Annotated in this window: 11 protein-coding genes; 3 read left to right on the forward strand and 8 right to left on the reverse strand. The window is 58.6% G+C overall.

Translation table 11 applies throughout. From position 1 onward, the window contains the following. Positions 1-126: 126 nt before the first annotated feature. The gene (locus HMPREF2749_RS02955) at positions 127-1,059 is read left to right on the forward strand and encodes a DUF6318 family protein (RefSeq protein WP_070593388.1); all 933 of its coding nucleotides are present in this window, start codon (positions 127-129) and stop codon (positions 1,057-1,059) included. 335 nt (positions 1,060-1,394) lie between these two features. Then, positions 1,395-2,360, forward strand: a complete 966-nt coding sequence (locus HMPREF2749_RS02960) for a DUF6318 family protein (protein ID WP_070593389.1) — start codon at positions 1,395-1,397, stop codon at positions 2,358-2,360. 289 nt (positions 2,361-2,649) lie between these two features. Here HMPREF2749_RS02960 and cobA read toward each other — a convergent pair whose 3' ends face one another. Continuing rightward, positions 2,650-3,561, reverse strand: coding sequence for a uroporphyrinogen-III C-methyltransferase (gene cobA, locus HMPREF2749_RS02965; RefSeq protein WP_070593390.1), 912 nt, complete (start codon positions 3,559-3,561; stop codon positions 2,650-2,652). 1 nt (position 3,562) lies between these two features. Beyond that, positions 3,563-6,232: a nitrite reductase large subunit NirB gene (nirB, locus tag HMPREF2749_RS02970; protein WP_049345594.1), complete on the reverse strand. Its 2,670-nt coding sequence runs from the start codon at positions 6,230-6,232 to the stop codon at positions 3,563-3,565. Between the two features lie 545 nt (positions 6,233-6,777). Here nirB and nirD point away from each other — a divergent pair. Further along, positions 6,778-7,104, forward strand: a complete 327-nt coding sequence (gene nirD / locus HMPREF2749_RS02975; protein WP_070593391.1) for a nitrite reductase small subunit NirD — start codon at positions 6,778-6,780, stop codon at positions 7,102-7,104. 138 nt (positions 7,105-7,242) lie between these two features. Here the strand turns inward: nirD and HMPREF2749_RS02980 are convergent, their stop codons facing one another. The 6 genes from HMPREF2749_RS02980 to HMPREF2749_RS03005 all read right to left on the reverse strand — a co-directional run bounded on the left by HMPREF2749_RS02980 (position 7,243) and on the right by HMPREF2749_RS03005 (position 19,436). Then, the gene (locus tag HMPREF2749_RS02980; protein WP_065423850.1) at positions 7,243-7,983 is read right to left on the reverse strand and encodes a sirohydrochlorin chelatase; all 741 of its coding nucleotides are present in this window, start codon (positions 7,981-7,983) and stop codon (positions 7,243-7,245) included. An 83-nt stretch (positions 7,984-8,066) separates the two neighbouring features. Then, entirely contained in the window at positions 8,067-10,880 is a 2,814-nt protein-coding gene (locus HMPREF2749_RS02985) for an HtaA domain-containing protein (RefSeq protein ID WP_070593392.1), read from the reverse strand. Between the two features lie 178 nt (positions 10,881-11,058). Further along, positions 11,059-12,546 (reverse strand): enoyl-CoA hydratase, encoded by a 1,488-nt coding sequence (locus HMPREF2749_RS02990; protein WP_246823488.1) that lies wholly within the window; start codon positions 12,544-12,546, stop codon positions 11,059-11,061. A gap of 474 nt (positions 12,547-13,020) precedes the next feature. Next, positions 13,021-14,850 carry a hypothetical protein gene (locus tag HMPREF2749_RS02995; RefSeq protein WP_246823489.1) on the reverse strand — a complete coding sequence of 610 codons (1,830 nt, stop codon included), beginning with the start codon at positions 14,848-14,850 and terminating at the stop codon, positions 13,021-13,023. Between the two features lie 449 nt (positions 14,851-15,299). Next, positions 15,300-17,114, reverse strand: coding sequence for a hypothetical protein (locus tag HMPREF2749_RS03000; RefSeq protein WP_044150365.1), 1,815 nt, complete (start codon positions 17,112-17,114; stop codon positions 15,300-15,302). Positions 17,115-17,411: 297 nt separating this feature from the next. After that, positions 17,412-19,436 carry an adhesin gene (locus HMPREF2749_RS03005; RefSeq protein ID WP_070593395.1) on the reverse strand — a complete coding sequence of 675 codons (2,025 nt, stop codon included), beginning with the start codon at positions 19,434-19,436 and terminating at the stop codon, positions 17,412-17,414. Between the last annotated feature and the right edge of the window lie 597 nt (positions 19,437-20,033).

Genomic DNA, 20,033 nt, shown 5'->3' on the forward strand with positions numbered 1-20,033 from the left:
GTCTGAAACCGCGGCATTTGCCCGAAGTTTTCACCCCTTTCACGACCTCATCCAACACGCCATACAACCACGCGCCCGCCGCCGGGTGCCCCGAGCCTGCCTCGGAAAAAATCAAGGAGTTCACCGATGCTCTCACCCGACCGCTCTTCGAGTACCCGTTCCGCTACTTCCCGCCTTATGAGCCGCCGCGCCCTACTGCTCGGTGGCGCGGTTTCCCTCATGGCCGGTTGCGCCTCCGATATTCGCCCGCTGAGCGAAGAGGCGAAGGCTAAGATCGGCTCCCCCACTTCTTCTGCGAGCGCGACCGCTAGTTCTTCTGCGAGCACTTCCGCTTCACCGTCTGCCTCGGCAACGGCTTCGGCAAGCGCTAAGAGCAGTTCGTCCGGCGCGGCGCGCGTACCCGTATCTAAGGATGCACTCGTTGAGGGTTGGGAAAAGTACCCCGGCCCCCTGAAGCTGACCGGCGAATACATGGGTGAGTACCAGCCCGCAACGGATTCCTCCCCGGCGAAGAACGTACCCAAGCCCCTCAAGACCGTTCCGCACCGTGAGGAACCAACGTTCCAGGGCGCCTACGAGACCTTGCGCGCATACTACAGCGCACAGATTACCGCACTCAAGGATGGCCGCTATGCAGATCAGGCGATTGAGCTGACCTACCCGGCAGACAAGAGCGCCATCGACGAGGTCAAGGCGGTCAAGGAACTGTATGAGCAGAACGGCTGGTACATGGACTTCACGTGCAGCATTTCCATGCGGAATACGGAGCCTCGAACCGCCCTGAAGAACGGTGACGGCTATGTAGAAATCATGATGGACGCCAAGTATTCTGCCACCGCCATCCATCAGCCGGACGGCTCCGAACGCAAGATACCGGCGATTACTCAGGTAGCCATTCCGCACGTGATGCTCTACACCGAGGGTAAGTGGTGGCGAATCGGCAACGACTATCTGAATGGCGGCAAGGGCTCTTCCGATTCTTCCGACTCTTCTAGTTCCGGAGGTTCCGGTTCCGCTGGTTCTAGCGGTTCTTCGGGTCGCGGCTCCACTAAGGTCTAAATCCGCAGGGGTCTAATACCCCCGGTCGAGAGCCGCCCCATCTCACCAATTTCATACGCACTAGCCCAAAGTCGTTGAGGCACAGTTCCCCCTGCACCTCACCGACTTTGGGTTATTGTGCCTTAAAGACAATGTCCAGGGTTTTTTGACGAAGTTTTAAAACCAGTCTTCTATAGTAAGAAGTGGATACTTCATACCGCCGCAGTTCACGCTCCGGCACACCCGTATCCCGGTACCCCCCCTGTACCGCGCACCATACAAAACGATGAGGAAGAGTCTCTCGTACGCATCGCAGCGTTGCGAGTTACCTCGATCAACCACTTTCAGGAGATACCATGTCCTTCCGGCCGAGTGCACACACCAGCTTCTCTGCTAACGACCGAAACGGATTGACCCGCCGCACCGTTCTTTTTGGCGGTCTGACCGCCGGTGCTTTGACTCTAGCAGGATGCGCCTTCAACAAGGATATTCGCCCCACCGGTAGCGGCGACACTTTCTCCGGCTCCCCGAGCGCCTCTCCCTCGGCGTCTGCGTCGGCTTCGCCTTCTGAGTCTGCCTCGGCTTCGGCATCCGCTTCGTCTTCGTCCTCGTCAAGCCGTAACAGCGCGAAGATTATTCCGTCTGACGAGTTCTTGAAGGACTATAAGAAGTACATTGGCGACGTCAAGTACGAGTACAAGCCCGCCATTGCGCACTATGTTGAGCCGACCGACACCTCCCCCGCGAAGAACGTTCCGATCCCGGTCATTGATACTGTGGCTCAGCGTACCGTCTCCCTCGAGGGCGCCTACAAGACCCTGGCTGCTTACCAGAGCGCGTACATTGCCGCGATGTACAGCGGCGATCTGCAGTACCTCAAGGGTCTGGTCCACGGCGCTGACAGCGGTCTGGTCAACAACCTGAAGGCTATTGCTAAGCTCTACGCTGCGGGCGGTTGGACTAAGGACTACGAGAGCAAGCTGAGCATCCGTGACGATCTCGATGCGAAGGCTCTTGCCTCTTCCGATTTGGCTGTTGTGGCGTTCCCCTGCCGGGATGTTGTCAAGGAATACACCATCTACCAGAAGGGCACGGGTGAGCCTCAGAAGGCAAGCACCCTGGATGTCGTGATTTACGTGGTGTACGCCGAGGGCAAGTGGCGCGTGACCAGCCGCGAGTACTTTGTGTCGGAGTACAGCGACCGATTCCGCAAGGTCTTTGAGGGCCCCTCCTCATCGGCTTCGGCAAGCAAGTCCAGCGGTGGCGGCTCCGGCAGCTCCGGTGGCTCTAGCTCCGGTAGCAGCAACGATTTCAAGATCTAGGCACTGAGATTCTAAGCTCCAAGATTAGGATTTGAGCGCAGCGCCCCTGATGAAAGCGGGGCGGGTATCAACTGATACCCGCCCCGCTTTCGTATGTTCCTGTGCTTCTGTACCGCAGCGCTCCCCCGCTACTGCGCCAGCGAGCGCCTCAGCGCCCGGCAGGTGGCAACTACAGCACAGCAATACCAGCAGGCACAGCAACAGCCCCGCTCCTTGGCAACTAGGAAAAACCAAGGATGCGGGGCTGCGCAATATTATCTAACGCACCGCGCTATCTAGCGCACCACCTCTAGGAGGTGGAACGCTCACGCAGACGCTCGTGAACCTCGCTCACAAAGCGGTTCTGATCATCGCGAGCATAATGCACGACCTCACCGATGACGGTAATAGCCGGCGCCCTAACCGATGCGCAATCTACCTGAGCGTTCTCAAGGGTCGTGACAGTCACGCGCTCCTTCTCAGAGAAACCGTTCTCAATGGTTGCCAGCGGCGTGTCAGCCTCAATCCCACGAGAGAGCAGAGACGCCACCGTATCGGGCAGGGTACGAACGCCCATCAGCAGCACCACGGTGCCCTGGGCACGCAGGGTCGCCTCAACCGCCGACACTTCGGTCTCCGACAGGCCGGAGTGACCAGAAATGACGGTGAAAATCGAGGATACCTTACGCAGGGTCACCGGAATCGCCGCACGCGCAGGAACCGCGATGGCGCTGGTAATGCCGGGGATGACCTCAGCCTCCAGGCCTGCGGCGATGCACGCATCCAGCTCTTCAGCACCGCGACCGTACACGTACGGGTCGCCACCCTTCAAACGCACCACGGTCTTACCCGAGAGCGCGTAATCAATCATGAGCTGCTGAATGCGGGACTGCGGAACAGCGTGCTTACCGGGAACCTTGCCCACATCAACGATGAGGGCGTTCGGTGCGTACTCGCCGTACTCCTGCGGGGCGAGGTGATCCAGAAGGACCACGTCCGCCTCGCTCAGGGCACGTGCCGCACGCAGGGTCAGCAGGTCAGCGGCACCGGGGCCGCCACCCACAATGTAGACCTTGCCGGGGTTCTCAGCAGGCTCGCCGGGCAGAAGAATGCCGCGTTCCGTCACGCTATCGTCCAGGCTGTGCCCGGGCGCCCCGCCCGCGAGTACTTCGTCGATAGTGGCGAACTCGCGGGGCGGGAACGGAGGAATCTTCGGGCACATACTATGCTGCCGGGACCGGGTTGAGGTCACTGGGCTTACCCACGGGAATCTTGGTACCGGTCAGCAGGACGGTGTCGGACTCGCCAGCTTCTGCCGCCGCAATTTCCTCGGGGGTTGCGGGGCGAATCTGCTCGCGCTCCAGCACGTACAGGTGCGAACCCTCGTCGCTGCCGTTGGGCTCGTTGATGAAGGCACGGAAGCGGCGCAGGCGGCGCTCGTCACGCAGGGTTGCTGCCCACTCGTCCTCGTAAGAGTCAACGTGACGCTGCATGTCGCGCTCCAGGTCCTCGCACACGCCCAGGGAGTCCTCAATGAGGACGGACTGCAGGTGTGCCAGACCGTCGCCGTGCTCCTCATCCAGGTCCTCAAGCCAGCGAGCGGTACGCTGCAGCTTGTCTGCGGTACGGATGTAGTACATCAGGTAGCGGTCGATGTAGCGGATGATGTCCTCGCTGGAGGCGTCCTTGACGAAGAGGCGACCGTGAGCGGGGTTTGCACCACCGTTACCGCCCAGGTACAGGTTCCAGCCGTTGGTGGTTGCGATCAGACCAACGTCCTTGCCCTGTGCCTCAGCACATTCACGGTTACAACCGGAAACGCCGAACTTGAACTTGTGCGGGGAACGCAGACCGCGGTAACGGTTCTCCAGCTGGATTGCCATGCCGGTAGAGTCCTGAACACCGAAGCGGCACCAGGTCGAACCCATGCAGGACTTCACGTTACGCAGGGACTTACCGTATGCCTGACCGGACTCGAAGCCGGCATCCACCAGGCGCTCCCAAATGTAGGGCAGCTGCTCCAGGCGAGCACCGAACATACCGATACGCTGCGCACCGGTGATCTTCACGTACAGACCGAACTCTTCAGCGACCTCTGCGATGACGCCCAGCTTCTTAGCGGGAATCTCACCTGCGGGAATACGCGGAACGACGGAGTAGGTACCGTTCTTCTGCATGTTTGCCAGCGCACGGTCGTTGGTCTCCTGAATACCACCGCGGCCAGCGTCCAGGACGTAGGAGTTGCGGAAGGAGGAGAGAATCGACGCAACGGTCGGCTTACAGATTGCACAGCCGTCGCCACCGCGGCCGAAGCGTGCCAGCACGGAGTCGAAGTCGTCCAGGTTGGTCAGACGCACAGCCTCAGCCAGCTCTGCACGGGAGAAGTCGAAGTGCTCACACAGTGCCTTGGAGACGGTCAGACCCATCTTCTTCATCTGCTGTTCCAGAGTCTTCTGTAGCATCGGAACACAGGAACCGCACTGGGTACCCGCGGTGGTGCAGGACTTCAGGGATGCAACATCGTGGTTGCCGTCAACGATTGCCTCGCGGACAGCACCGAAGCTGATGTTGTTGCAGGAACACAGGATTGCGTCGTCGGGCAGTTCGGTGTCGGGGATGCCGTCGCCGCCGCCAGCTGCGGTCAGGTAAACGTTCGGTTCAGCGGGCAGTTCGCGGCCGAGCAGGGGCTTGAGGGAGTCGAAGGGAGCGGTGTCACCGACGAACACGCCACCGAGCAGGGTCTTTGCGTCGCCGCTGGTCACGATCTTCTGGTACATACCGCGTGCGGGGTCTGCGAACAGAACCTCGAGGCAGCCCTCGGTGGTGCCGCGGCGGTCACCGAAGCCAGCCACCTGAACGCCGGAGAACTTCAGCTTGGTTGCGATGTCGAACTCTTCAACCTGAGCTTCTTCGTTGTCGTTGAGCAGGTTAGCTGCCACAGCATCAGCCATAGCGTTAGCCGGTGCGACCAGACCCCAGGTGCGGCCCAGCACGCAGGCGACCTCACCGATAGCCCAAATGTGCTCGTCGGAGGAGTGGCATGCGTCGTTGACGAGAATACCGCCGCGCTCGCCCAGTGCCAGGTCGGCGTCGCGTGCCAGCTCGTCGTTGGGGCGAATACCGGCACCGAAGACCACCATGTCGGCGGGCAGGGTGCGGATTTCTGCATCCTCAGAGGGAGAATCTGCGATGGAGACGGAGACGACGTTGCCGTCAGCATCCTTGTTGATGCCGGAGATGTACACGCCGGTCTCAATGTCAATGCCGGTTGCCTTGATCTGGGCGTTCACGGCGTAACCGCCGCCCTGGTCAACCTCAACGGAGAGCAGCCAGGGTGCCACGTCCAGGATGGTGGGCTCTGCGCCCAGGTCCTTCAGACCCTCAGCTGCTTCGAGGCCGAGCAGACCGCCACCGACGACGACACCGCGGGGTGCGCGGCCCAGGGTGGACTGCAGACGGTTGACCTCGGAGACCATGTTCTTCACGTCGTCAATGGTGCGGAAGACGTGTGCGGCGTCCGAGTTAAGAATGGGGATACGAACCGCGCGGGAACCGGTTGCGAAGACCAGTACGTCGTAGGGGTACTCGTTGCCCTCGGTGTCGGTGACGACGCGGCGGGTGCGGTCAAGCTTCTCTGCGTGGCAGTTGTTGACCAGGTTGATGTTCTCTGCATTCCACAGTTCGGGGTCACCGAGGGTCAGGTCCTTCTCGGTGTCCTTGAAAATCTTCTCGATAGCAACGCGGTCGTAGGGGATGTAGGGCTCATCGTTGAGGACGGTGATGGTGTCCGCTGCGCGACCGGCAGCTTCAGCGCCTTCGTGGTACGCGCGTACAAAACGCCACGCAGCGGGGCCTGCGCCGACAACGAGAATGTTGCGGGGGGTGTGCGACATGGATTTTCCTTCCTAGTTGTAATGCAGGTAGTTCATGGCACTTATCTACCCTCAGTGTGCGGCTGGATTGTGCCCGGTATTGGAACTCCTAGTTTCCGTACCGTTGGGCTCGTACCTGATGCGTACCGAGTAGTTGAAGCGCCCGCTTCTTTAGAATGCATCTGAAAATTACGAAACATTTTTGTGTGGGATTATGTTGTTTTCTTCAGGCAGTCAAAAGGCGTTTTAAACTACGACTTTTATCGTACACTCTAGCGCGGGGTCGAAGTATCGAAAATCCGTATTTTTTGGGAAAATTTTCCAAAAAATCCGCGGAATACCGGGCTGGAATAGGGTATTCTTACCTTATCTAAACCTAATTTAGGTAAGGCTAATCTATAAAATTTGAGATCATCTTTTAGGGTAAAAATAACCTTTAGCACCCTCCGCGTGCCCCATTTCCAAATGTGGGTTTCATAAGGTAAACTCCAAACAAAGAACACACGAACCGCTATTGTGTCCTGCACCCCGCGCGGCGCAGACCACCACTTCGAAAGGAAACCCCCATGGCTGAGAACTGGGTACGCATCTGCGCCGAATCTGACCTCGAAGAAAACTGGGGTGAAGTCGCCCTGGTCGACGGCTACCAGTACGCGATCTACAAGACCAAGCACGGCATCTTCGCCAGCGACCACCTCGACCCGCACAGCCAGGCACTGGTCCTCGCACGCGGCATCGTCGGCGAGAAGAACGGCAACCCCACCATCACCGCCCCCCTCTACAAGGAGGTCTACGACCTGACCACCGGCGAGTGCGTCTCTGACCCCTCCTACTCCATCAAGGTCTACCCCGTAGAGGTCCGCGACGGCGACGTCTACCTCAAGACCGCCTAAACACTCACACTTCACAACTCAAACACAGCAACACAAAAAACCTCGGGAACATAACGTCCCGAGGTTTTTTGTATGGATTTTCAGAAGCCCCGAATCAGGTGAGTGAACAGCGAGCGCACTAGCCTGATTTTAAGTCATCTAGGCGGCATCCAGCTGGGCAATAGCGGCATCCATGCGGTCAATAAAGCACTCCGCCACCACGGCAGCAGAAGCACCACCCTGCGCGTTCACCAGCGGCGAGGCAACCTTCACCGGCACACCGGTCGACTCAGCATCACGGCGCATCTTACCGGCGAAGAAACCCTCCGCTAGCAGGTAGGTCGCGGCAAACTTAGGCTGATGTTCGGCAACAACCTCGTGGAACTTCGGATCGATAGCGGCAACGAAGCCGTGATGCACCGGGGTGTTCAGTTCCTCAGCCAGCAACTCAGCGGCACGGCTCATGTCCGCACGGCCATCAGCACGAGAAGAACCCGCAGCACCCTGCACAACAGGGCCGTCGCCGGGAGTCCAACCAGCCTCTTCCAGGCGGGCGCGGGTCAGTGCGGCAAGGCGCGCATCCGGGCCCAGAGACTCGCCAATACTAATACGCTCAATACCGCTATTGCGTGCGGCACGGCGCAAATCCACCTGAGTGTGGAAACCGGTCGACAGCAGAATCGGCACGATCACGCAGGGCTCATCATTGGGCAGAGAGGCTGCGGCATCATCAACGCTGGGAGATTCCACATCCACATATGCGGCGTGGATACGGTACTCCACGCCGTCGTTACGCTGCGCGAGCAGGAACTTGATCTGCTCACGAATCAGCGTAATAGCCTCGCGACCGGCGACCGAGTCGGTGCCGTGCGAGGTTGCGATTACATTCAGAATAGTCATATTTCCATTGTATGAAAGGAACACCCCGCTTCCCCACTCATGAACACGAGTGACGAAACGGGGTGTTGCACGAAGGCTAAATTTTAGCTCTTGCGGCGGCGTGCCACGACCAGTGCGGTACCTGCAGCCAGGGTGATAGCACCAGCTGCTGCTGCGAACATAGCGCCGGATGCGCCGGTCTGTGCCAGCTTCGAGGAGGAGCTACCGGAGGTCGAGGAACCACCTGCGGAAGAACCACCGTTAGAGGAACCGCCGTTGGAGCCGCTCACACCCAAGTTGTCGGAGGCGCCGGAACCTGCGTCAGAACCGCCGTTGGAGCCACCCTTGTGGCCGGCTGCGTTCTGGTCAGCGGTGCTGCTCTCAGAAGCAGAAGCGCTCGCGGATGCAGACTCACTTGCGGAAGCGCTCGCGGACGCGGATGCACTCGCAGATGCAGACTCGCTAGCCGATGCGGTCACCGATGCGCTGCTGGAGCTGCTTGCGGAGCTCGATGCGCTCGCAGAAGCGCTCGAAGAAGCAGACGCGCTAGCGGATGCAGACGCGCTCACCGAGGGGGTCACAGCGGGAACGCTCGGAACCGCGGTCGGGGAAGCGCTCACCGATGCGCTCGGAGTTGCAGAAGCACTCGGGGCTACAGAAGGAGCCACGGATGCGGTCGGCAGAGACGGCGAGGTGGGCTCTTCCGAAGGTGCTGCGGTGGGTTCTGCGGTCACGCTGGGCTCAGCGGTTGCAGAGGGTTCCACGGTCGGCTCAGCAGTCGGTTCTGCGGTGACAGAAGGTTCTGCAGTAGCAGAAGGCTCCGCAGTCGGCTCAGCGGTGGGAGCAACGGTCGGCTCAGCAGAGGGTGCCTCGGTGGGCGCAACAGTCGGCTCAGCAGACTTAGTGGGCTCTGCGGTCGGCGCCTCGGTCGGAGCAACAGTCGGCTCCGCAGTCACGGTAGGCTCAGCAGAAGGCTCAGCAGAAGGCGCGACGGTCGGCTCAGCAGTCGGTGCCACGGTAGGCTCAGCAGACTTAGTCGGCTCAGGTGCCTTAGTCGGCTCAGGTGCCTTAGTCGGTTCAGGTGCCTTGGTCGGCTCGGGTGCCGGGGTCGGTGCCGAGTTCGCTGCCAGGCGGTTCAGCCACAGCTGATCCTCATAGGTGTTCGGGTTCTCGAAGCTGGTTGGGTAGATAATATCGCCGTTGGGCAGCTCGAGAGCGTTGTAGCCGCCGCTCTTGTCGGTCTTGCGCATCGAGGAGAGCACCACCTCGTTCACCTTGTTCAGGTTGTCATCCATGAACACCAGGCGGGAGCCGGAAGCATCCACCACAACCACGTTGCCCGCGCGGGTCAGGAACATGGTGGCAACCTCGGTCTTCTCGAAGCCCTCAAGAGTTGCGGACTCGCGGACCACGCTGAAAGTGCCGTTCTCGTACTTGAGGATCTGCACCTTACCGCCGTACCAGTTGTTCCAACGGTAAATGTAGCCCTTGGGGCTGACCAGGGTCGAGGGCAGGGCGGTGTCGTAGCCTGCGGGTGAAGAGTTCGGAACCAGGGACACGCCGTTGCTGCTCATGTGCAGCAGGTGACCCTTCTGAACCGCCTTTTCGCCGGCCGCATCGTAGATGGAAGTCGACGGCGCGTACACGAAGCTGCCGTCGGGCAGCGGTGCGAGGGTCACGGTGTTGTTGGAGAACGAGTCGCCGTAGTACTCGTCGAGCGAGTATGCGTTCACAACCTGCGGGTCGATAGAGTCGGGCTTCGGCAGAGCCTGCGAGGTTGCCTTGCCGGATGCGTCAATGATGGTGAGCTTGCCGCCGCCCTGGCCGTCAATGCTGACGATACCCCAGGTGTTGTTGGCGGGGTTGTAGCCGATTGCCTTGACGGTGGTGGTGCCGAGGTCTGCGTTGGAGTAGGTGCCGGAGGAGACGAGCTTACCTTCAGCGGTTACGGTGTACAGCTCGGGCTTGTTGGTCTCGCTGTTGATGACGAGCATGCGGTTGCCGTCAGCATCCACGGCGAAAACGCCCTTGTTGGCCTTCAGTACGCCGGTGTCGGTCATCTTCAGGTTGGAGCTGGTCAGCACGGTGTAGGTGGTGTCGCCGCCGAAGCTCGGGGGTGCCACGTGCACGATGTGGTTCTGGCCCAGACGTGCGGTGTTCTGGGGCAGGTTCACGCCCGCACCGGTGTTGTAGGACTCAGCGACGCTGTAGGCGCTCTTGGGGGTGTTAGCTGCGCTACCGTTGTAGGAGATGCTCAGCGGGTCGAGGCTGGCGCCTTCGTTGTAGAAGTCGGAGAAGGCGTGGTTACCGTCGGCGGTCAGGTTCGCGGAGATGCCGCTGATGCTGACCACACCGTCCTTCTCGCTCTGCTTGGCGGTGCCGGTGCTCAGGGTCGCCATCTTGACTTCCATGGGGCCCTCGAACTTGCCGGAGGCGTAGTTTTTGGTGCGCACGGTCATGTAGAGGGAGCCGGTGCCGTCAGCAAGGTTCAGTTCCACGCGGGGGTTGGAGAAGGTGAGGTTCAGGGCGCAACCAGTTTCGGGGTCTTGACCTTCGGCGCAGTGGCCGGTGAACCAGAGGCGGCCGGCAGCCTGCAGGGTGACCTGCTTGCCGTCTTCAGAGACGGTGGTGGAGGTCGGGGTGAAGGTGAACTGCTTTGCGGTTGCGTCCCAGGCTGCGCCGTCGGTCATTTCGCGGGGCATACCGTTGTAGGACAGGAAGGAGGCGCGCACGCCCCAGCCGAAGGACGCGCCTGCAGTTGCCTGGTCGCCTGCAGCGACGTTCTGTGCGGCAACGTTCTGGGCAGCGATATTAATGTTCTCGGCGAGAACGGGTGCCAGGGGCAGGGCGACAGCGCCAGCGACAGCGAGGGCGCAGGCTCCCTTGGAGAGGCGGGTGCCAGATGTGAAAATCTTCATTGGTGTGTATCCATACTATCGACACTGTTAGGACAGGCTTACTATATCGATAGCGTGAGTATTTCTCAACATCAGGTTCCAAGAAACCGTTTTGTGACAAACCACCCCACAGCACACCGACAGGGCAATACCCCCTCAACAGGCAACAGGGGCCGCTACTCCCCCACCCCCTACGCGACTAATCCTTCTTCGAGGTATGCATGCGTGACATGCCCAGAGCACCAAGAATCAGGCCACCGCCCAGGGTCACCAAAATCGGCAGAAGAGGCGAACTCTTATCCATGTTGCGGGTAATCTGCGCCTCCATTGCCTTCACGCCATCCGGCGACCCGTGCTCAGTACGAACCTGAGAGGAAGAACCATTCAGAATCGCGGCACGGCGAGACTGCGCCGCCGAGTCAATACCCGAAGGCAGATTAGAGTCGGGGGTCGGCACCTGAACAGGCTGCGCCTCCTCAGTGCGGTACCCCAGCGCCGAGGAAGACGCGGTGGCAGAGCTACCGGTAGCGCGCGGAATAGAAATCGTGGCGTCCTTAGTGCCCGGAGCCATGGCGGTATCAGCCTGAATACCGCGGGTCTTAGACCTAGATCCTGCGGCGGGTGTGCTCGCGCCAGATGCACCTGCAGAATCAGTGGTAATCGTAGGATTCGCAGAAGGTTCCGCAGTCGATTCGCTCTCGTTCTTAGAGGAAGAATCAGACGACGAGCCACTATTCTCAACAGAAGCCTGAGTCACCGTAAAACGAACCGTATTCAGCTGAAGGTTGCCGTCATTGGCGGCGTCAAATGCTGCCACCAGGTACGTCTTGCCGACCTGCAAGGACGCGCCGGGCACGCCAATCACCGCCTCGAAAGCACCCGCAGAAATAGATTCTGGACCAACGTGTACAATGGCGAGCGCATCACCCACAGTGTTGCCGTTGGAGTCGATTTCCATGACGATCAGGTCGTAACCCTTCTCGTTCTGAGGGAAGTTCGTGGCACGGACCGTGACGGGCTTTGTGTCATCCTGAGAGTTACCCTGCGAGTCCTGAATGGACATGTGCGCCTTACCCTCGCGCTGATTCATCGGGTCATGCATACTGGTGTCTTCGGAGATACCATACTGACCAGAATCTTTGTTCTGCGGGTTGTCTACGGTACGGCGAACCGCGTCACCGTTCGCATCGGTGGATGACGTAGCGGTCGGCGAAGGCAGGTTTACCGCCTCGGGACTTGGGGTAACAGTTGCGTCAGCGGTTTCTGCTTCTTCACGCTCAATATCGACCGGAGGTTCGGTGGGCTTTGTTTTGCCGTTGCGCGGGTCAGCAGCCTCTACCAGGCGGTTCCCCCGCTCGGTCACAAAAAATTCGTAGGAGACACCGTGCGCGGTATCCTCCAGAACGATTACGTACACGACATTAGAGTCCGTCGCCGGGCTCATCAGGAGGCGAAACTCCCCCTCCTTGGTCCCCTCAGTTAGGGCGGGGCTTTCCAGGACGGAGCCGCCGTACTCACCGGAAGGGGTGTAGAAGTTCACGTCAACCAGAACGCTGGAGGCCTCCAGATCTTTAGGGAAGCCCGTCCAACGTAGAAGATAGCCGCCATCCTTGAGCTGCGCCTTCATGGTGATGGTGGAGGCGGCGCCCTGTGCCTCCTGATTATCTTCAGCCTGGTTCGCGTTCAAGGTCGCGGTTTTTTGCACGGCAGAGTGCGTCGTGACGGGTGCTTCCGTTGCGACAGAGGGTACAACAAGCCCGCACTGAAGCCCCGCAACCAAAACGGTTGCGGTGACAATACGGTGCTTCGCTGAATAAATACTCATGCAATGCGTCTTTTCATGGTGGAAATGTGCGTGCTACTGCCCGTTCCTCATGTGCCGCGCGGACCCCCGAGTGCGCCATACACCCGGATTCGTCGTACCATACTCCGCTTCATATTTCAGGTGAAGAAGACCTGACAATAGCTCGCATCTATTTATCGGTTATTTCAACCCTATCACGAACCTTAAGGTTTATTCACGCGAGGGTAGAGTTTTTTTGAACACCCTGAACGCACGACTCACCCCCGCGATCTGCGCCAACAGATAGCGGGGGCGAGCATTCCTCATGAAACAACGAACATACTATGCGATGCCGTCAAAAAGCACGGATTAGGGGCGTTAGCCGCCGAGGACTCCCCTGCGGTGAGCCATCCACGCGGCACCAACCACCAGCGCCAAACCGGCGCCTCCAAGAGCCCAGAAAGCTACACCGTGCTGCGCAACCTCTTCACTAGCAGGAGACGCCGCCGAAGCTACAGCTTTCACGCCATCCTGACGATCAGCATTCGCGGTGGAGTGCACCTGAGTGGTATTCGAGTTCACCGTAGCTGAACGATTATTAGACTCCGAATGAACCACGGGGGTGAAACCCTTATTTCCGTTACCAGAAGCTACCGACGCTGCCTTTTCTTCATCCGTCAAAGCATCCAGCTTCGCGGTAGCAGCGATAGATGCCGGATCAGAACCCGAACTGTACGCCGAAATCTGATTGGTGCGGGTCGGTTCAAAAGCCGAACGCGGAGCGATCGTACGTGCCTGAGCCAAAGCCTGCAGAGCCTGACGCTGACGCTCAGCCTTCGCTTCCTTTGCCTTGGACATGGCGCTCACCGCATCCAGAGTGGAGCGGGGTGCGCTCGCGGCAGACTGACCCGAGCCCGACTGGGTGTCATCAGAACGAGTCGAGACGGCGTTAGTAGCAGCGGAGGGGCTACCCTGAGTGGCGCCGGTCGCCTCGGCTGTATTGGCGCTGGGCGTAAGCGATGCGTTTGCATCCTGGCGGGGCGACTCATCCTTCGTCAAGGAGGTTGAGTTGCCGGTCGCCTCGCCACTGACCTTGAATCGCACCGAGACAACTTCTTCCGCATACTCAGTATCGTCCGCACGCACCAGGTAGGCGGTGTACACCGAGCCGGTCTTCAGCAGAGAGCCGGGCATGCCAACCTCTTCCTTGAACGCGCCATTCACGATGCGATCAGAGCTGATGTGTGTAATGGACAGCGCATCACCCTTATGGTTGCCACTCATATCGGTTTCAACCACGATTAGGTCGTAGCCAGCCGCATTCGCGGGCAGACGCGCTGCACTGATAGTCACCGGCTTGGTTTCCTTATCAGAGCGAACCTCAGCATAGGCGACCTTCAGTTCCGCAACACTCAGGGTCTGAGTATCGCGAGAAGAGGTCGATCCGCCGGGGACCTGCTCTAGCTTCTGCGTGTGGGTTTCGAGGTTCAGGTTTTCAGCAGATTCGGAAGGCACCTCAGTCTTAACCTTATCCTTGCTACCCTTCTGATCTGCATCCTGCTGGTTCTTCTGCTCCTCTTCACGGAGCTTTTCCATCGTCTTCAGCTCGTCAATGGTCGGCACCTGGTGGGCGTTTTCCTTCTTGTCCACCATCACCTCGTCAGAGTCATCCCCAATCGGGATAGCGTGCGGAACGAGGGAACCCTCAGAAATCATGAATTCGCCATAGCCCTCGTCAGAGGTCGTCAGGTCCATGACGCTCATGGAGTAGTAGCCCTCCTGGGGCATCTGCGGCATCTCAAAGGTGACAAGCATCGAGCCGTCGTCCGCACGCTCAACCTGCATTGCGGAGGGCTCGTAGGTGTCAGACCCAAGCAACGTGCCAGTGGCGTCGTAGTACTGCATTACCAGGTACACCCTAGAGGCATCGCCCACGTAGCCGCCCTCATAGAGGGGCGCGAGCTTAATGGTTGCCTGACCGTCCTTGATGGACTGAATCTGAATCTCAATGGTATCGACCTCAATTTCAAGGTCTTCGTAGGGGCAGCTTGAATTAAATTCGCTATTAACCAGAGCCGCCAGGCAATCATTCACGTTAATTGCTTCAGCCTCTACTGCGGAGGCGCCAGGAAGCACAAAAGCGCTTGCACCTAAAGCGGCTGCAAGCGAAAGAGCATGAATGCGTTTCGGAAGTCGAGTGATAGTCATGTGCGCCATTTCGATCGATGTAGGCGCAAAGCGTGGACTAGGGAAGGCTCACCACAAGCCGGTGTTTCTATCCAAGTATTTGCGCACCAGTACGTCGGTTACACCCTAGCCTAACACGGATATTGCACTTAATGTTGCATTGCATTCACGTGCTAAAACTTTATGTCGCGATAATTGCCGAAATAAAAGGGAATTAATTACTTTACTGAGATATAAATAACGCAAAATTCGAATGTCAAAATATATTCCCCAGAGTGCACTAAAAAGAGATTTTTACACCACCCCAAAGCGCACCAGACCACCGCGCAATAGAGTCAAACATCCGGGCACACAGAAGGCGCCCCGCCGAACACGCACCCACACGGCACGCACCCGACAGAGCGCCTCCCACTCAACAAACTCCCCTACAGAGAGCCACGCCTCACAGAGCTAAGCAACAAATAGCTGAACTACTCAGCACCCAGCTCCTCAGCGCCCTCAAGGCGACGACGATACACATTCACCGCCACAGCAGTACCCACAAAAGCAACCGAACCCAGCAGAGCAATACTCAGCGGCAAGGTACCCTCCGGCAGCGGGCCATTATCCTGAGCGCTCGCCTCCAGCTTCGAACCGGCAGAATCACCGCGCGACTTCGAGCTACGCGTATAGAAACTACCCGAACCTGCAGCACCCACATTCTCCTGAGGCGAAGCAACAGTCACCGTTTCAGACTCCGAAGACTGATAACCCAGCAGGTTCACCACAGTACGACCAGGCAGTAGCGTCGCATAACCAGACATAATCATCGTCGAAGGAACCACCGCAGTCTCAGCCACAGAACTACGAGCCTGCGCGGTAATCGCACGCGCCGACTGCTGCGCCTGCACAATATAGCCCAGAGCGCTATCCACCGAGGGAATCTTAGCAACAGAATCAGTCACCAAATCTTGAGCATCCGCAGAGGCACCTGAAGAATCCACAGTGCTCACGCGACCCGAAGGGGCCGAAGGGCTCACACGATGATTCGCATCAGAAATCATCGGGACCTGCGGGTGAACAACAGTATTCGTAGGCTTCGGAGCCGGGTCAACAGGAACCGCACGCTGAATCACGCTCACACCAAAAGCACTGGTCGCCATGAGCTGCAGCTCCTCAGTGGAGTTACCACCCACCACAACCACACGATAGCGTTTACCAGCATTCAAAGAGGTACCGGGAACCTTCAAATCAGCAGAGAAAGAAGCATCAGCCACCTGCTGAGGGCTCACATGCGTGGTCGCCAGCGGTGAACCCACGGCACCGCCGTCAGCAGGCATCTCAAAGACCATCACGTCATAACCCAGGCCACTCTCCGCAACGTTCCTAGCGCGCACGCTAATCGGCTGCAGCTCATCCGATCCGCGCAGCTCTGCGGTGGAAATTTCCAGGGTCGCCTCACGGGTCTCCGCGGGAGCCCGATCGGAGCGGGAGTGCACCAGCAGACGATCCTCGGTCACCTCAGCGGGCGCCGCATCATCGGTAGAAGAACTCACCGAAGCAGAAGCACTGGCAGACGCACTCACCGAGGCGCTAGCAGATGCACTCACAGAAGGACGAGCAGAAACTTTCTGCGATGCAGACGGCGCTTCAGAAGGTGCCGGGGCGACCGTCGGGCGCGGGCTATCCTTCGCGGCACTCGGGGATGCGCTGGGGCTCAGGGACACCTCGGGGGCAGGATTCGCCTCCACGCGGTTAGCACGGGGAACACCGGGGGTGTCCGGGAAGAAAATGTTCTGGCTGCTAGCCATAATCTCGTCGACTGTTACACCGTACTCGGGCATAAACTCAACGGAGACAGTCTCGCCGTTGCTCAGATTCTCAATTTCCACCATGTACGGCTGCTCAACGTTGAGGCGCTGGTGGATGCTCAGCTCAATATTGCCTTCTTCATTCTTTGAGGCAGTCATCTGGGCTGCGGGTACGGTCATGGTCGCCACAACGCCATCTTCAACGGAGATGGCGGACAGGCGAACCTTCACCTGGTCCAGGGAATTTACACCGCCGATTTGCAGAAGAGTGTAGTCGCCAGTCTGAGCCAGTAAAACCAAGGAGATACTGTGCTGAACCACATCAGTGGCAACGGCGAGCGGAAGTTCAGGCTTTTCAGGCTGCTGAGTCTGAGCGTAGGCAACAGGCGCGAAAGTTGCGGGAGCAAGAGTTGCAGGCGCGAGAGCACCCCCCAAACCGAGGGTTGCGGACGCTACTAGCGCCGCGCCGCGAGCAGTTCGCTGCGTGGAAAACATGGTCACCTATTTTCGTGAGTGAGTGTGATGAATCGTCGTGTGACTCCTGCGCCCAAAGGTCGGAAGTAGGCACAGAATAACGGTTCTCTGATATCGGTGACCGGAGGCGCTTCACAGCGACTCCTCACCTCGGGTGAACGAGGTGGTAAAGAGTGATAGTACCGTCTATGACAGCACTCTAAATTATAGGTATAACCTTAGAAAAAGTTAAAGATGTAGGGACGCCCGAATCTTGCATTTCGGACATCCCTACATCTATATGCGTATTTTGCCTAGTGGGGCAATAATTGACCCGTTTTAGCGGCGAGAACTGAGCTGCATCTCACTACGGCGACGGCGGCTCAAACGCATACCGGCAAGCAGTGACAGCGATCCAGCGGCACTAATGACCAACATATTGGAGGCGCCGGTAGCCGCCAACTGCTCGCGCTTCTGCTGGGCACCGGAGGCAACCTTCTGGGAGCCAGATGCCTGTGCTTCGGCCTTCTGCGCGTTGCCCTTCTGCGCTTCAACCTTCTGCACAGAGGTATTCTGTGCAGAAACATTCTGCGCGGGAGCACCCTGAACACCAGCCGGAGCGTCCTTCTTCTGCTCAGCACCGCTCTCCCCCGCCTTCTGCTCGGTAACAGAAGCCTGATCAGCCGCAGGCTCAGTAGGCACCGAAGCATCGACCGCGGGAGTCTCGACAGCGGGAGTGTCGGCTACGGGAGCCTCGACAGTGGGCGCATCCTGCTCAGGGGTAGTGGGCAGGCTATCCACGCTATCGCGCTCGACGGTAAAGCCGCCATTGACCATGCGCACAGTACCCTGCTCATCCTCCGCCACAGCACTCACACGATAGGTGGCACCGGACTTGAGCTCCGAGCCGGGAATCTGCACCTGTGCGGTGAAAGCACCGGAGTCGTCAATCTCAGAGACATCAGCCGACGCAATCACGCCGCCGGTAGCCACTCCGTATTCATCGATAGCGCTAACCATCAGGTGCACCGAGCTGACGCCGGTGAAGCCCTCTCCACGCAGGGTCAGGGTCTTTGCGGAATCGTTTTCGGGAACTACGGTTTCTTCTACGTGCAGGCGGGCGGTCATCACGGGGTTAGAGGTGTTGTTCTGTTCTTTAGTGGTGTCGTGGACGCGGTCAAAGACGGTATTGCGCGGCAGGCTGTAGTGGCGGCGCGGGTCGTTCTCGGGCAGTACGTGGTCGAACTGCTCGACGGGGCTCGCGGCAACTGCCTGAGCGGACTGAGCATTCGAGGTAGCCTGCTCAGACTGCGCACTCGGGGTAGCCTGGGCGACCTGCTCGGGCTGCGCTTCCTCTGCAGGCTGCTTCTTCTCGAACTGTGCCTGCTCCGCCATTGCACGCTCAGCGGTAGCAACCGGAGCGGAGCCATTCTGTGCATTCCAACCATTCATGAAGGGAACCTCAACTTCCTGGGCGGTGTAACCATTAGCGGCAGAGGGCGCAACCTCAATGCTCAGCACGTAGCGCAGGTCTTCGTGAACAGCCTGCACTTCTTCCAGCCTGGATCCGGGCACTTCAATGCCGTCCAGGAGGGTGCCGTTCATAACGTCGGCACGCGCGGGAGAGGCAGCGAGCAGGATGCGGTTACCCTGGCTATCCAGGGCGTAGGTGTAGGTCATGACTTCAAAAGCCTGCGCCTCACCCAGACCGGTGACCTTGTAGACGACAAGGTTCTTATCCTGCGGGATTTCCAGCTGCCCCGAAAGAATCTGAGCATTGAGCGGCTCATCCTGAGTATTTGCGGGCAGCAGCTCCAGGGGTGCGGAGGAGTTGTAGGAGGGATCCTCCGTCGCGTAGCCCTTGGCAGGGTCAACCACGGCAGTTGCGACAACGTACTGCTGGTTGGGGTCGAGGGTACCTGCGGGCAGGGTCAACTGGGTGCTGAAGCGGCCACCGTCCACATCGAGTTCGGGCACGAGGGTCATCGTCACTGCGGAACCGCGCCCCAACGCGTAGAGGGGGTACTGGCGGTATTCGCTCACGTACACCGCCACACCGTAACGTTCAACGGCACCGCCGGTGAAGCCTTCACCGGTGACGGTAATGCTCTGGGAGCGCGCGGGGTTAATGACAACACCCTGCTCGACGTACACCTGCGGGGAGTTCTGGGTAGCAACGTTTTCGATGGGGGTTGCGTTTACAGCGGAGGGAGGATTGTCGAGTTCCACCGCAGTCGGTGAAGCCATTCCGCCGGTATTCTGCACCTGCACATCTGCGTGCGCAGCACCAACACCGGTGACGGACAGGACGGAAGCAGCAATAGCGGCTGTTGCTCGGGTTTTTGAGTGAGCGGGTTCGGGCATGAAACACACCTTCTTCTGTGAGTGTGAACGATACCCTCCGGAGGGTGCCACGGATCGAAGCTGGACGGGTGTCTCTTCGGGATTGACCGCTATAACGTACGGACTAGTCATAACGTTCATGTAATGGTGGAAGTTACCGCGAAGGGAATCGCTCTATTTATCGGTAATTCCACACTAACAATACTTTTCTTGTTATTGCTGTAAAGACGCTTTACGTCCCAACTATTTTCCTGTGCAATAACCCACACAGCATATTTTTTACTCTCTATAACATCACCAAGAGCACTCAAATTGCATGGACTAGGCAAAATTTTTCAACTCTCCCTTGAAACTCAAGGTTTTATTGCATGTATATGCATTTTTAATGGATTTGAGATAAAAATATTCTGCACATTCATGCATTTAATTTATTTCTTTTGAGTGAAAAAATTGCAGGTCACAGCGCTTTTCCCCGCACATTGATTAAAAGCGTGCGTACCAATAACCACGCACAAAATAAGTCGACAAAATCATTCCGTTACGCCAGCCTGCACCCCCAATACGGAAGAGCTACCCCTCTCACCCCGCTTGCCACACACAACTACCCCCCCCCCCCCC

It is taken from the genome of Rothia sp. HMSC075F09 (genome assembly GCF_001810515.1).
Taxonomy (GTDB): domain Bacteria; phylum Actinomycetota; class Actinomycetes; order Actinomycetales; family Micrococcaceae; genus Rothia.